The organism is Pseudomonas sp. H1h (assembly GCF_000633255.1).
Classification (GTDB): Bacteria; Pseudomonadota; Gammaproteobacteria; order Pseudomonadales; family Pseudomonadaceae; genus Aquipseudomonas.
The window spans coordinates 143,524-158,568 of the sequence record NZ_AYMJ01000029.1; the positions used below are offsets into that span (position 1 = coordinate 143,524).

At 60.6% G+C, this 15,045-nt stretch carries 12 protein-coding genes; 5 read left to right on the forward strand and 7 right to left on the reverse strand.

Going from position 1 to position 15,045, the window contains the following annotated elements:
• Positions 1-88: 88 nt before the first annotated feature.
• Positions 89-307, forward strand: a complete 219-nt coding sequence (locus U862_RS0122900) for a DUF2970 domain-containing protein (RefSeq protein WP_025112547.1) — start codon at positions 89-91, stop codon at positions 305-307.
• A gap of 6 nt (positions 308-313) precedes the next feature.
• Here the strand turns inward: U862_RS0122900 and U862_RS0122905 are convergent, their stop codons facing one another.
• Complete coding sequence (locus U862_RS0122905; protein WP_025112548.1) at positions 314-1,387, reverse strand: ABC transporter substrate-binding protein; 1,074 nt, start codon at positions 1,385-1,387, stop codon at positions 314-316.
• 524 nt (positions 1,388-1,911) lie between these two features.
• Here U862_RS0122905 and U862_RS0122915 point away from each other — a divergent pair.
• A complete protein-coding gene (locus U862_RS0122915; RefSeq protein WP_025112549.1) occupies positions 1,912-3,570 on the forward strand; it encodes a nitrite/sulfite reductase in 1,659 nt (552 codons plus the stop codon).
• Positions 3,554-4,048, forward strand: a complete 495-nt coding sequence (locus U862_RS0122920; RefSeq protein WP_025112550.1) for a DUF934 domain-containing protein — start codon at positions 3,554-3,556, stop codon at positions 4,046-4,048. The genes U862_RS0122915 and U862_RS0122920 overlap by 17 nt, the downstream gene beginning before the upstream one ends.
• Before the next feature lie 65 nt (positions 4,049-4,113).
• On the opposite strand, the gene sohB is transcribed toward U862_RS0122920, so the two are convergent.
• On the reverse strand, positions 4,114-5,145 hold the full coding sequence (gene sohB, locus U862_RS0122925; RefSeq protein ID WP_025112551.1) for a protease SohB: 1,032 nt from the start codon (positions 5,143-5,145) through the stop codon (positions 4,114-4,116).
• A gap of 205 nt (positions 5,146-5,350) precedes the next feature.
• Between sohB and U862_RS0122930 the strand changes: the two genes are divergently transcribed.
• Together U862_RS0122930 and U862_RS0122935 are read left to right on the forward strand one after the other, a co-directional pair.
• Positions 5,351-6,061: a histidine phosphatase family protein gene (locus U862_RS0122930; protein WP_025112552.1), complete on the forward strand. Its 711-nt coding sequence runs from the start codon at positions 5,351-5,353 to the stop codon at positions 6,059-6,061.
• A 64-nt stretch (positions 6,062-6,125) separates the two neighbouring features.
• A complete protein-coding gene (locus U862_RS0122935) occupies positions 6,126-6,443 on the forward strand; it encodes an SCP2 sterol-binding domain-containing protein (RefSeq protein WP_025112553.1) in 318 nt (105 codons plus the stop codon).
• 167 nt (positions 6,444-6,610) lie between these two features.
• Here U862_RS0122935 and U862_RS0122940 read toward each other — a convergent pair whose 3' ends face one another.
• The 5 genes from U862_RS0122940 to U862_RS0122960 form a co-directional block, all read right to left on the reverse strand.
• Positions 6,611-8,185, reverse strand: a complete 1,575-nt coding sequence (locus U862_RS0122940) for an ABC transporter ATP-binding protein (protein ID WP_025112554.1) — start codon at positions 8,183-8,185, stop codon at positions 6,611-6,613.
• A gap of 1 nt (position 8,186) precedes the next feature.
• Complete coding sequence (locus tag U862_RS0122945; protein ID WP_025112555.1) at positions 8,187-9,209, reverse strand: ABC transporter permease; 1,023 nt, start codon at positions 9,207-9,209, stop codon at positions 8,187-8,189.
• Positions 9,209-10,273 carry a microcin C ABC transporter permease YejB gene (locus tag U862_RS0122950; protein ID WP_025112556.1) on the reverse strand — a complete coding sequence of 355 codons (1,065 nt, stop codon included), beginning with the start codon at positions 10,271-10,273 and terminating at the stop codon, positions 9,209-9,211. The genes U862_RS0122945 and U862_RS0122950 overlap by 1 nt, the downstream gene beginning before the upstream one ends.
• Positions 10,260-12,110: an extracellular solute-binding protein gene (locus U862_RS0122955; RefSeq protein ID WP_025112557.1), complete on the reverse strand. Its 1,851-nt coding sequence runs from the start codon at positions 12,108-12,110 to the stop codon at positions 10,260-10,262. The genes U862_RS0122950 and U862_RS0122955 overlap by 14 nt, the downstream gene beginning before the upstream one ends.
• Positions 12,111-12,281: 171 nt before the next feature.
• A complete protein-coding gene (locus U862_RS0122960; RefSeq protein ID WP_025112558.1) occupies positions 12,282-14,924 on the reverse strand; it encodes a TonB-dependent receptor in 2,643 nt (880 codons plus the stop codon).
• Positions 14,925-15,045 lie beyond the last annotated feature (121 nt).

Genomic DNA, 15,045 nt, shown 5'->3' on the forward strand with positions numbered 1-15,045 from the left:
ACCGACTGCGTCTACAGTGAGGCGGTGGCAACAGCACAATCCAACAGGTTGGCTATGCTCTAGGGGAACCTACACAGACGGGGGATTTATGGACGATCCAGTCGACAACAAACCGCCGAGCTTCTGGCAGATGCTGCACAGCGTGATGGCGGCGGCGTTCGGGGTGCAGAGCGGGAAGAATCGGGCAAGGGACTTCACGCATGGCAAGCCCAGCCATTTCGTGATCCTGGGGATCGGCTTCACCGCCGTGTTCGCCCTGACACTGTTTGCCATCGTCAAGCTGGTGCTGCATTTCGCCGGTGTCTGACGGCGTTCAGTGCATCAGGGTCTGCAGGTCGAACGGATAGCGATAGGAAGCGGGATGACCCTTGGCTGACAGTTTGCGAAAATTTACCCCATAGCCTGCCGGTGACCCCATGGCCAGCATCTGCCGGGCACGGTTTTTGTCGATCAATTGCAACAGCGGCAACTGTCGGTCGCGACCGCCATAACGGTCCAGATCGACGCCCTGTTGATAATCATGCAACTCCACCAGCGCCCAGCCGCCAAGGGTGAAATGCCCTCCCACCAGCGCGCTCAAGCGGCCATCGACCACCGCTTGCAACGCCTCGGGCGAGGTATTGACCGCACTGAACAGAGCATCCTTGCCCGGCACCTTGCCAACTTCGGCAAACGCACGCATCGCACCGAATGCCATCTCATCATTGGCTGACCACACCAGCGATACGTTCGGATAGCGCCTGAGCAGTTGTCGGGCCTGTTCGTAAGCGCGTTGTTGTGTCCAGCCGCTGTACACCAGTTGCCGCAACCGCACCTGCGGATGTTCGGCCAGGGCGCGCTGCATGCCACGTTCGCGCAACTGCGCCGACGGCGTGATCTTCAGACCGGAGAACGCCAGCGCCTCGATCGGCTCGCCGCGGGCCACGGCGGGATGCAGGCGAATCAGCTCTTTCATCATCAGGTAGCCGCCCTCCTCGTCATTGGGCACCAGACTGCCAATGCGATCGGCCCGCTCGCCAACCAGTGCCTGCTGATTGGGGGTCAGCACCGCGTTGACCATGAACAGCTTGACTCCGCTGCCTTCTGCCAGCCGCAGGATCTGCGGTGCAACGTACTGTTCGTTGACGAACATCAGGTAGTCGGGACGATTCGGTCCCTGCAGGGCAACCCTTGCCTGGGCCACGGTGAGTTCAGGCTGGCGCCGGGAATAGAGAATCTGCAAATCGATGCCCAGGTCTCGGGCAGCCGCCTGCATGAATTGCGAATAGCTGACCCAGAAGGCTTCCTGAGTCGAACCCGGATTGAGGAACAGCACCGACTCCGCTTGTGCCGCGGATCCGAAAACCGCGCCGAACAGCAGAAGGCTGAGGCGGACAAACTTCAACATGAATGATCCGGGCCCAAGGAAAAATGGCCGCGCATTATAGCCCTCGAACCAGCGGCTATTGACGCCTGATCCCGTTTTTTGTCCGACAATCGTCGGAAGCGGACCCGGATCGGTCGTTTATTGATGACTGACCCAGAATACCGCTGTCCCTACAACGAGAATGATCAGGAACAGAATGGCCCACGCATCGACACTGCTATCGCTCTTTCTTGCCTTGGTCGGATTGCTCATTGCATCGCCTCTTGTCGGTTTTATCGGTGATTGCAGAAAGACTCGATCACAGTTAAGACGATGATTGTCCCCGCGACAAATGTGGGTTAATCAACAACCATTCTCGTTAGGCGATTTGGTTCTTTACATATACTCAAACATCACTTTTGCGCATAACTGCAAACGGGTATATTGCCCCGGCTCCGTTAGGGAGTGCGCGGCCGTGCGCGCGTAATTGCAGAGGCACCATCGGACTCCAGCAAGCGAAAACGCAGCGTTTTCCGAGTAGCCCAAAGCCTGAGAACAGGACTTATATGTACGTATACGACGAGTACGATCAGCGGATCATCGAGGACCGCGTCAAGCAGTTCCGTGATCAGACCCGACGCTATCTGGCAGGTGAGCTGAGCGAAGAAGAATTCCGCCCCCTGCGCCTGCAAAATGGCCTGTATATCCAGCGTTTCGCGCCGATGCTGCGCGTGGCGGTGCCGTACGGCCAGCTGACTTCGCGTCAGACGCGCATGATGGCCAAGATTGCCCGTGACTACGACAAGGGCTACGCCCACATCAGTACCCGGCAGAACGTGCAGTTCAACTGGCCGGCGGTGGAAGACATCCCCGACATCCTCGCGGAACTGGCTACTGTGCAGATGCACGCGATCCAGACCAGCGGCAACTGCCTGCGCAACGTCACCACCGACCAGTTCGCCGGTGTCGCGGCCGACGAATTGATCGACCCGCGTCCGTGGTGCGAAATCGTCCGTCAGTGGACAACCTTCCACCCGGAATTTGCCTACCTGCCGCGCAAATTCAAGATCGCCGTCAACGGTTCGACCGCTGACCGTGCGGCCATCGAAGTCCACGACATCGGCCTTGAGCCGGTACACAACGAAGCCGGCGAACTGGGTTTCCGCGTGCTGGTCGGCGGCGGCCTGGGCCGTACCCCGGTGGTCGGCGCGTTCATCAACGAGTTCCTGCCGTGGCAGGACCTGCTGAGCTATCTCGACGCAATCCTGCGGGTCTACAACCGCTACGGCCGTCGTGACAACAAATACAAGGCGCGGATCAAGATCCTCGTCAAGGCCCTGACGCCTGAAGTGTTTGCGCAGAAAGTCGATGCGGAAATGGAGCACCTGCGCGGTGGCCAGACTACCCTGACCGACGCCGAACTGCAGCGTGTGGCCAAGCACTTCGTCGACCCGGACTACAAGGCGCTGGACAACCAGACTGCCGCTCTGGCCGAACTCGACAAAGAACATCCGGGCTTCGCCCGCTGGCGCAGCCGCAACACCCTGGCGCACAAGAAGCCGGGCTATGTCGCCGTGACCCTGTCGCTGAAGCCGACCGGCGTTGCCCCGGGCGACATCACCGACAAGCAGCTCGATGCCGTCGCCGATCTGGCCGACCGCTACAGCTTCGGTCAACTGCGCACCTCCCACGAGCAGAACATCATTCTGGCCGACGTCGAGCAAAGCCAACTGTTCACCCTGTGGGGCGAGTTGCGCGAAGGCGGTTTCGCCACGCCGAACATCGGCCTGCTGACCGACATCATCTGCTGCCCTGGCGGTGATTTCTGCTCGCTAGCGAACGCCAAGTCGATCCCGATCGCCGAATCGATCCAGCGTCGTTTCGACGACCTGGACTACCTGTTCGACATCGGTGAGCTGGACCTGAACATTTCCGGTTGCATGAACGCCTGTGGTCACCACCACGTCGGCCACATCGGCATCCTCGGGGTGGACAAGAAAGGTGAGGAGTTCTACCAGGTGTCCCTTGGTGGCAGCGCCAGCCGTGACGCAAGCCTGGGCAAGATCCTCGGCCCGTCCTTCGCCCAGGACGACATGCCTGACGTGATCTCGAAGCTGATCGACGTGTACGTTGAACAACGCACCGAAGACGAGCGCTTCATCGACACCTACCAGCGTATTGGCATCGACCTCTTCAAGGAACGCGTCTATGCAGCGAATCATTAAGAACAACGAGGTTGTCGACGAAACCTGGCACCTGCTGCCCAAGGACGCGACCCTCGACGGTATTTCCAACTGCGACGACCTGATCGTGCCGCTGGCCCTGTGGCGTGATCATGCTCACGCCCTGAAAGCCCGCGACGGCGGCCTGGGTGTGTGGCTGGACGCCGATGAAGAAGCCGAGGAAATCGGTGACGACGTCGCGCAGTTCCAGGTGATCGCCCTGAACTTCCCGGCGTTCACCGATGGCCGCAACTACTCCAACGCACGTCTGCTGCGCGACCGTTACGGTTTCAAAGGCGAACTGCGGGCGATTGGCGACGTGCTGCGCGATCAATTGTTCTACCTGCATCGCTGCGGGTTTGACGCCTTTGCCATTCGCGCGGACAAAGACCCGTACGAAGCCCTGGAAGGTCTCAAGGACTTCTCGGTGACCTATCAGGCCGCCACCGACGAACCGCTACCGCTGTTCCGTCGCCGCTAAGCTGTCAGGTTTACTGCGCACACAAAAACGCCGGTCATTGACCGGCGTTTTTTGTGGCTGACTGTTTACCAGAAACGCTGTTGCGTCAGGCGACTCCACCAGCTCAGCAGCACGCGATCGACCGAACCGCTGGCCGCCATGCCGATGCGCTCCTGCAGGCTTTTGCGTTCGGCGTAATGCAGGTGGTAAACCTCGGCTTTCTTCGCCCGGTCAGCCAGGTATTCGTCGCTGGTCTTGAGTTCATCGACCAGTTGTTTGTCCAGCGCTGCAACGCCGAGCCAGACTTCACCGGTGGCCACTTCGTCGATAGCCAGTTGCGGGCGATAGCGGGCTACGAAGTTCTTGAACAACTGATGGGTGATGTCCAGGTCTTCCTGGAACTTCTCCCGGCCCTTTTCGGTGTTTTCGCCAAACACGGTCAGGGTGCGTTTGTACTCACCGGCGGTCAGCACTTCGAAATCGATATCGTGCTTCTTCAGCAGACGGTTGACGTTGGGCAACTGCGCGACCACGCCGATCGAGCCGAGAATCGCGAACGGCGCGCTGATGATCTTCTCGCCAATGCACGCCATCATGTAGCCGCCGCTGGCTGCGACTTTGTCGATGCACACGGTCAACGGCACGCCGGCCTCGCGGATGCGCGCCAGTTGTGACGACGCCAGGCCGTAGCTGTGGACCATGCCGCCGCCGCTTTCCAGACGCAGCACCACTTCGTCTTTTGGTGTGGCGAGGGTCAGCAATGCGGTGATTTCGTGGCGCAGGCTCTCGGTGGCCGAGGCCTTGATATCGCCGTCGAAATCCAGCACGAACACCCGGGATTTGGCATCGGGTTTGTTCTTCTGCTTCTTCTCGGTCTTTTCCGATTTGGCCTGGCCCTTGCGCAGCGCCTTGAGCTGATCCTTGTCGAGCAAGGTCTGCTCCAGCCGCTCACGCAGGCCTTTGTAGAAATCGTTGAGCTTGCTGACCTGCAATTGCCCCGCCGACTTGCGCCGGCCCTTGCTGCGCAATGCAGCAAAACTGGCCAGCACCACCAGAATGGCGACCACCAGGGTTACGGTCTTGGCCAGGAAGCTGGCGTATTCGGTGAAAAACTCCACAGAGACTCCTTAAAACAATGCGCGGATGCAAAAACACGCGCGGGATGGTTCCAGCATACCCATGCGCCGCCTTGTCGGCCAGCCGTGAAACCTCTGGCAACAGGCCTGTAACAAGCATTTCAAACAAGCGTATGTTTTTTCATTGACAGCACTCCATCATCCTCATAACCTCGCCAAACCTTCAACGTACCGGGATGACGCGGACGTGGGCAGCATCTATCTGATTCGACATGGCCAGGCCTCCTTCGGTGCAGACGACTATGACGTCCTGTCGCCGATCGGTGTGCGCCAGGCAGAAATCCTCGGCCAGCACCTGGCCGAGCTGGGCATCAGCTTCGATCGCTGCCTGTCGGGCGAGCTGCGCCGTCAGCAGCACACGGCCACCAGCGCGCTGGAGCAATTGACCGCCAAAGGCCTGGCGGTACCGCCCCTGGAAACAGACGCTGCATTCAACGAGTTCGATGCCGAAGCGGTTATCCGCGCGCTCATTCCCGCCATGCTCGCGGACGAACCGGAAGCCATCGACATCCTGCGCAACGCCGCGCAGAACCGCGCCGAGTTCCAGCGCATCTTCGCTCTGGTCATCGAGCGCTGGCTGGATGGCACCTACGACACGCCGGGCCTGGAAAGCTGGCTGGGGTTCGTCGAGCGGGTTCAGGGCGGGCTGCAGCGCATCCTCGAACAGGCCGACGGCAACCAGAAAATCGCCGTGTTCACCTCCGGCGGCACCATCACCGCCCTGCTCCACCTGATTACCCAAATGCCAGCCAGACAGGCATTCGAACTGAATTGGCAAATCGTCAACACCTCGCTCAACCAGCTGAAGTTCCGCGGTCGCGAGGTGGCTTTGGCCTCCTTCAACAGTCATGCGCATCTGCAACTGCTGAAGGCTCCGGAACTCATCACTTTCCGCTGAGTCCGGATTACTGTGAACCTTGCTGTAATCACCCAGCTCCCATTACCCAAGAAAGGATCGAACCATGACCTCCGTAGCTGATGCCGTAAAAGCAATGCAAGCCAAGTTCAACCCAGCCGCCGCTGCCGGTCTGGATCTGGTCTTCGGTTTCAACATCACCGACGAAGACAAGCACTACGCGCTGATCGTCAAAGACGGTACTTGCGACATCCAGGAAGGTGAAAACGCCGACGCCAACTGCACCCTGGTGCTGGACAGTGCAACCCTGAAAGACATCGTCAGCGGTGAAACCGACGGCATGCAGGCGTTCATGGGCGGCAAGCTGCGCGTTGACGGCGACATGATGCTGTCGATGAAACTGTCCGAACTGTTCCCGTCGTAAGACGTCGCTCGGTTTGCAGAAAATCCCGCCCTGGTGGCGGGATTTTTGCGTTCAGGCATCAAGGATTTCACTGAAGCAACGACTGCCTTCGCGAGCAAGCCCGCTCCCACAATGGATCCGGTGGGAGCGGGCTTGCTCGCGAAAGCGTCAGCTCTGGCAGCAGGTCATCAACCGGCAAATGACGCGGCCAGCAGCTCCTGCGTATAGGGGTGCTTTGCCGCGCTGAAAAGATTGCCGGTCTCCCCGCGCTCCACCACCTGTCCTTCCTTCATCACGATCAGGTCATGTGCCAGCGCCCGCACCACCGCCAAGTCATGGCTGATGAACAGGTAGGTCAGACCATGCTCTTGCTGCAAGCGCCGCAGCAGCGCGACGATCTGCTTTTGTACCGTGCGATCCAGTGCCGAGGTTGGCTCATCGAGCAGGATCAAGTCCGGCTTGAGCACCAGTGCCCGGGCAATGGCGATGCGTTGCCGCTGCCCCCCTGAAAATTCGTGGGGATAGCGATGCCGCGTTGCCGGATCGAGACCCACTTCGAGCAACACATCAATGACCGCCTGCTCACGCTGCGTGGCATTCAAGTCGCTGTGTACCTGCAACCCTTCGGCGATGATCTGCTCGACGCACAGGCGTGGGCTGAGGCTGCCGAACGGGTCCTGAAACACCACTTGCAGGCGTTTGCGCAGCGGCCTCAGTTGCTTGCCGCTCAACTGCTCCAGCGCCTCACCGGCAAAGCGAATGCTGCCCTCGGCGTCGATCAGCCGTAAAATCGCCTGACCCAATGTCGATTTGCCCGAACCCGACTCGCCGACAATGCCCAGGGTCTTGCCACGTTGCAGGCTCAGATCGATACCCTTGACCGCCTGCAGGTAAGTCTTCGGCCGCCACCCACCGCCGCCCAGACGAAAACGCACATTCAGATCGCGCACCTGCAACAACTCTTCGGTCGCGTCGAAACATAAGGCATGCCCGCCAGGTTCGGCATTCAGCAACTCGATGCTGTAAGGATGCTGCGGCGCGCGGAACAGCTGTTCGCACGATGCCTGCTCGACGATCACGCCACCACGCATCACCGCCACCCGCTGGGCGATCGTGCGCACCAGATTCAAATCGTGGCTGATGATCAGCAGCGCCATGCCGAGCCGCTGCTGCAGCGCCTTGAGCAACAACAGAATCCTGCGCTGCACGGTCACGTCCAGCGCGGTGGTTGGCTCGTCGGCAATCAGCAACTGCGGTTCACAGGCCAGCGCCATGGCAATCATCACCCGCTGGCGCTGGCCGCCGGAGAGCTGATGCGGATAGGCCTTGAGCCGCTCCCGAGGCTTGTGGATGCCGACCAGCTCCAGCAACTCCAGAATGCGCTCACGGGCTTGCGCCCCCGCCAGGCCTTTGTGCAGCGCCAGGCTCTCGCCGAGTTGCCGTTCGATCGTGTGCAGCGGATTCAGCGAACTCATCGGCTCCTGAAAAATCATCGCGATGCGGTTGCCGCGCAACCGGCGCAGATAACGCTCATGCACGCCGAGCAGTTCCTCGCCGTCGTAACGAATGCTGCCGTCGATCTGCGTGATGTTCGGGTCGAGCAGCTGCAGGATGCTGTGGGCGGTCACCGATTTGCCCGAGCCGGACTCGCCGACCAGCGCCAGGCACTCGCCCGGACGGATGTCGAGGTCGATGCCGTGCACCACTGGCTGGCCGTTGAAAGCAACGCGCAGGTCGCGTATTTCGATCAAGTGTTCAGACATATCAAGTCCTGGGGTCAAACGCATCTCGGCAGGCTTCGCCGATAAATACCAACAGAGAAAGAATCAGCGCCAACGCAAAAAACGCGGTCAGCCCCAACCACGGTGCTTGCAGATTGCTCTTGCCCTGACCGATCAGTTCGCCCAGCGAAGCGCTGCCAGCGGGCATGCCGAAACCGAGGAAATCCAGCGCCGACAGCGTGGCAATCGCCCCGGTGAGAATGAACGGCAGGTACGTCAGGGTCGCGCTCATCGCATTGGGCAGAATGTGGCGGCTGATCACCTGCGCATCGCCAACCCCCAGCGCTCGCGCCGCTTTCACGTACTCCAGGCCACGGCTGAGCAGGAACTCGGCGCGCACCACGTCAACCAGGCTCAGCCAGGAAAACAGCGCCATGATCCCCAGCAGCCACCAGAAGTTCGGCTCGACGAAACCGGACAGGATGATCAGCAGATACAACACCGGCAGCCCTGACCACACCTCCAACAACCGCTGCCCGAGCAGATCAACCCAGCCACCGTAATAGCCCTGCAAAGCGCCGGCGACGATGCCGATCAGCGCACTCGCGGCGGTCAGCGCCAGCGCAAACAACAACGACACCCGCGTCCCGAAGATCACCCGCGCCAGTACATCCCGCGCCTGATCGTCAGTCCCGAGCAAGTTGCTCAGGCTCGGTGGACTCGGCGCCGGCTCGGTCAGGTCGTAATTCACCGTGTCGAAACCGAACGGAATCGGCGCAAACCACAGACGCCCGCCCTGCCCCTCGATCAGTTGCCGCACCTGCGCACTGCGGTAGTCCGGCTGAAACGCCAGCTCACCGCCGAAATCCTGCTCGGTGTAGCGCTTGAACGCCGGGAAGTACCACTGGCCCTGATACTCGACCAGCAACGGTTTGTCATTGGCGATCAATTCGCCGCCCAGGCTCAGGCCGAACAACAGCAGAAACAGCCACAACGACCACCAGCCACGTCGATGCGCCTTGAACCGCGCCCAGCGGCGCTGTCCGATGGGAGATAGAGTCAGCATCAGGCAGTCCTCGCGGTGAAGTCGATGCGCGGATCGACCAGCCTGTAGCACAGGTCACCGAGCAGTTTTATCAGCAGGCCGAACAGGGTGAAGATGAACAGCGAACCGAACACCACCGGGTAGTCGCGCGACACCGCCGCTTCGTAGCTGAGACGGCCGAGGCCATCGAGGGAGAAGATCACTTCGATCAACAGCGAACCACCGAAAAACACCGTCACCAGCGCCTGGGGCAGACCGGCAACCACCAGCAGCATCGCGTTGCGAAACACATGGCCGTACAACACCTGACGCTCACTCAGCCCCTTGGCCCGCGCCGTCACCACGTACAGCCTCGAGATCTCGTTGAGAAAACTGTTCTTGGTCAGGATGGTCAGCGTGGCGAACCCGCCGATGACCAGCGCGGTGACCGGCAACACCAGATGCCAGAAGTAGTCCGCGACCTTGGCCCACGGCGACAGTTCGGCAAAGTTGTCCGAGACCAGTCCGCGCACCGGGAACCAGTCCAGTGCACTGCCACCGGCAAATACGATGATCAGCAGCAGCGCAAACAGAAAACCCGGCATCGCGTAGCCAATGATGATCGCCACGCTGCTCCAGACATCGAACGCCGAGCCGTTGTGCACCGCTTTGCGAATGCCCAGCGGAATCGACACCAGATAGGTGATCAGCGTCGCCCACAGGCCCAGCGACAAGGTCACCGGCAGTTTCTGCCAGATCAGTTCGGTGACGCTGGCTCCGCGGAAAAAGCTCTGGCCGAAATCCAGCTGCGCGTAGCTTTCAAGCATCAGCCACAGGCGCTCACCGGCCGGTTTGTCGAAGCCGTACTGGCGCTCGATGTCTGCCACCAGTTTCGGATCGAGGCCACGGGTCGCGCGGGATTCGCCGCCGATGGTTTCCACATGACCACCGCCCACCGCAGCACCGACGCCGATGCCCTGCAAGCGCGCAATCGCCTGCTCTACCGGGCCCCCCGGCGCGGCCTGCACGATGACGAAATTGACCAATAGAATGGCGAGCAAGGTCGGCACAATCAGCAGCAGACGCCGCAGGCTATAACCCCACATGGGCGTATTCCTTTTGCTGTTGCTGCATTTGCGTGGCCGTCAGCGCAGTCGGGCTGATTTCCCACCAGGTGTCGAGCCCGGCGTCGTACAACGGTGCCGTTGCCGGGCGGCCGAAACGGTTCCACCACACGGTGGAAATCCCCGGCGGGTAGTAGTTGGGAATCCAGTAGTAACCCCACTGCAACACCCGATCCAAAGCATGTGCATGACGCAACAGGTTGTCGCGGTTGTCGGCCTGCACCAGCCCTTCAAGCAACGCATCGACCACGGGATCACGCAGCACCATGTAGTTGTTGGAGCCAGGATCGTCCGCACCGTCGGCGCCGAAGTAATTGAACATCTCGCGCCCCGGCGCCTGACTCACCGGATAGCCGACCACGATCATGTCGTAGTCACGATTGCGCACACGGTTGGTGTATTGCGCGGTGTCGACCTGGCGAATATCGAAGCCGATACCGATCTGCGCCAGGTTGCGCTTGAACGGCAACAGCAAGCGCTCGAAACCTTTCTGGCCGTTAAGGAAGGTGAACTGCAGCGGCTCGCCATTGGCGTTGACCAACTGATCACCTTGGGGTTTCCAGCCGGCCGCTTCCAGCAGTTTCAACGCCTGCAACTGCTCGGCGCGGACATTGCCGCTGCCGTCGGTTTTTGGCGCTTCGAACACTTGAGTGAACACCTCGTCAGGAATCTGGCCACGCCACGGTTCGAGGATTTTCAGCTCCTCGGCATCCGGCAACGCGGTGGCCGCCAACGCACTGTGCGAGAAGTAACTGCGCTGGCGCAGGTACATGCCGCGCATCATCTGCCGATTGCTCCACTCGAAGTCCCAGAGCATGGCGATGGCCTGACGCACCCGGCGATCCTGAAACAGCGGTTTTTGCAGATTGAACACGAAACCTTGCGAACCCTGCGCGGCCCCCGGTGCCAGGTGTTCACGGAGCAGCTTGCCCTGCTCCAGCGCCGCCCCGGCATAACCGATGGTGTAGCTGGTCGCGGAAAACTCGCGGTTGTAGTCGAAGCCGCCGGCCTTCAGTACTTGCCGGGAAACATCGGTGTCGGCGAAGAACTCCACGCTCATGTGATCGAAGTTGTACAGCCCGCGAGTGATCGGCAGGTCCTTGGCCCACCAGTCGACAACGCGCTGAAATTTCACGCTGCGCCCGGCGTCCACCGCGCTGATGCGGTACGGGCCGCTGCCCGGCGGGATCTCGAAACCGGCACCCTCGGCGAAGTTGCGCGTGCGCCACCAGTGCTCGGGCAGCACTGGCAGCGTCGCCAGATCCAGCGGCAAGGTGCGGCTGTCGTTGTTCTTGAACAGGAAGCGCACTTGCGTCGGCGATTCGACCTGCACCTCGGCGACATCACGAAACTGCTGACGGTATTTCAGGCTGCCCTGGGTGGTGAGCAGTTCGAAGGTGTAGCGCACGTCTTCGGCGGTGATCGGCGTACCGTCGTCAAACCTGGCCTCGGGATTGAGGTAGAAACGCAGCCAGCGGCGATCCTCATCCAGCTCCATCCGCTGCGCCACCAGACCATAGACGCTGTAGGGTTCATCCTTGCTGCGATAGGCCAACGGTGCGTAGAGCCAGCCGTCGACTTCGGCCACACCAGTGCCTTTGTCGATGTAGGGAATCAAGTGATCGAACGGGCCGCTTTCCAGCGACGAGCGCCGCAGCGTACCGCCCTTGGGGGCGTTGGGGTTGGTGTAGGCCAGGTGCTGGAAGTCGGGGGCGTACTTGGGCGCTTCGCCGTAGACCGTCAGCGCTGGTTGCGGGGTGGCCCAGCTGAATGAGGTTAAAAGCGAAACAGCGCTGAATAAAATGAGCCTGGAGAACATTGGCAGATCCTTTTACGCGGTGCTGCGACTGGCCTCTTGGCAGGCTTGCTCGCGAAGGCGTCGGCACAGTCACCAAACATCCTGCCTACCTGTGATGTGCAACAGGTAGGCGACTTTTATAGGGCGGACTTAGATCAATAAGTGACTAAAATCCGCCCGCACTGAGCGGATTCAGAACTTGTAGCTGACCCGCGTGTACAGCGTCCGCCCAAACGGATCGCCGTATTTCGGGTCGTAGCCGCTCTGGAATGTGTAGGTCTGGTTGCTGAACGGTGGCTCGCGGTCGAACAGGTTCTTCGCGCCGAGGGTCACGCTGAGGGTCTTGCGCCAGGTGTAAGTGCCAGCCAGGTCCCAGACGTTGTATGAGCCGACGTAATCGTGAGTCTCGCGGTCGGAGTCGTGGTAACCGCTGGTGTAGCGGTTGGTCAGGGCGACGCCGTAAGGGCCGTAATTCCAGCTGCCGGTCAGGCTGTGACGCCAGCGGGCTACGGCACCGGCCGAGGCGAAATCACCGCCACGGAAATCGCCAAGCTTGTCGATGTAGTCGCCCTTGAGTTGCTGTTGATACTCGTAACGACTGACGTACGTGCCTTGCAGGCCAATGCCGAAATTGCCATATGGAGTGCTCGGCAAGCGGTAATCGAAGCTGACATCGACGCCGTTGGTCTTGATCTTGCCGAGGTTGGCCAGGCCAGTGACGATGTGATCGATGGAGCCGTCAGGCTTGCGGATCAGGCGATCCGGGTACAGTTCGGGGTTCTCGAACACCGCCGACTCCGGGAATTCGGCGATCTGATTGGCAATGTTGATCCACCAGAAATCCAGCCCGGTAGTCAGGCGCTCGAACGGCTGATAGACGAAACCGAGGGTGACGTTACGCGCGGTTTCCGGGCTGAGGTCAGTGTTACCGCCAGTGCGACTGTAGAACTGCTGGGCGCAGTCGCGGTTGGCGATTCCGCCGTTGCTCGGGTTGCCACCGGCGCACAGCCGTGGATCGTTGTAGTTGGCGACAGTGAAGGTGGTGAAATTTGGGTTGTACAACTCATACAGCGACGGCGCGCGGAAACCTTCGCTGTATGCGCCACGCACCACCAGCTCCTTGAATGGCTGGAAGCGGAACGAATATTTCGGGTTGGTGGTGCTGCCGAAATCGCTGTACTTGTCATGCCGCACGGCGGCGGACAATTCGAGGCTGTCGAGCACCGGTACGTTGACCTCGGCGTATTGCGCCGAGACGCTGCGATCGCCGGCAACACTGGCATTCGGATCGACACCCAGGCTTTGCACATCGGCGGCGAACTGTGCGAAGTCCTGATGGAAATCCTCCTTGCGATACTCGCCGCCCAGCGCCAGTGCCGACGGGCCGGCACCGAACCAGTCGCCAATCTCGCGGCTGACTCGCCCGTCAATCGCCTTGACCCGCCCGACCGCCGTCGAGTAATCGCCATCCACCGCGTTGGCTGCCAGCAACGCCTGCCCGGCAGCCGTCTGCGCGCCAAACGGGTTGATGATGCCGTTGGCAATTCCGGCGCTCACAGCGTGGTCGTTGACGTAGCCAGCCTCGATAGCATTGACCACTTTGTTCTGGTTGTATGACGCGCCGACGTTGTAATCCCAGCCGATCACGTTGCCGTCGAAGCTCAACAGCAAACGCTGGCCGGTATTGTCGTCTTCATGTTGGCGAGCGCCGACCGCGGTTTCGCGCCAGTTCACATCCACCGGTTGCGTCGGGTCGAGGACAAAACCGTTGGGGCCTGGGGTAATGCCGTTACCGGGATAGAACGTCGTGCCGGGGCTGACCTGGTTGCCCATCAGCGTACCGGGACCGATCTGCGTACGGTTTTCGTTGCGTGCCCAGAAGTATTCGAGGCTGACGTTGTGATCGTCCGAGAGCTTGCCGGTGGCTTTGGCGAACGCCGAGGTCTTTTCGGTTTCCGGCACCAGATCGAGATAATTCCACAGGCTCTGGCGGCAGATGCCATTGCGCGACAGCAGGCCGGGCGCGTTGCAACCGGAACCGGCCAATGGGTTGGTGGCGTTGCTGCCCTGGCTCCAGTTGGCCGGCGATGCGGTGCCGGAGGTGTAATCGAGGCCACGCCCGGGCTGATAGTTGTAGGTGTAGCCGCGATCTTCGGCGGCCAGCCGTTGCTGCTTGTCATAACTGACTACACCGAACACGTTGAAGCGGTCATCCTGCAAATCACCGAAGCCCCAGCTGCCGCTGAAATTACGGCTTTCACCGCCGCCGGCATGGGTCGGTGTGTCGTAGTTGGTGCTCAGTTGGCCTTCGGTGAGGCTGGTCTTGGTGATGAAGTTGATCACCCCACCAATCGCATCGGTCCCGTACAACGCCGACGCGCCGTCACGCAGGACCTCCACGCGGTCGATGGCGGCGAACGGAATGGTATTCAGGTCAACGCCGGAACCATTGATCGCATTGGTTGCGTTGTTGCTCAGCCGCCGTCCGTTGAGCAGCACCAGGGTTTTGTTCGGGCCGATGCCACGCAAATCGGCATACGACGCCCCGCCGCTGCTCGAACCCACCGAACGACCGGAGCCGACCGAGGACTGGTTGGCGGAAATCCGGCTCACCAGTTCTTCCGTGGTGCTCACCCCCTGCTCGCGCAGTTCTTCAACTCGCAGGATAGTGACCGGCACTGCCGTTTCAGCATCGACCCGGCGAATCGCCGTGCCGGTGACCTCGACGCGTTGCAACTGAGTAGTGGGCTCGTCGGCAGCGACTGTCGGCAAGCTATTGATCGCCAGCAGCAAGGCCAGGCTCAAACGGGATCTAACGGGTGAAAAATGGATCATGAACAGCCATCCCTGCGTTTTGGTTTATGCAGGGATGTGCAATGGACAGCAGTGTTTTATAGAGGCCGGTTTAGACCGATGGGTGATGAGGTTATGCAAAAAAATGGCAAGGACACATCAA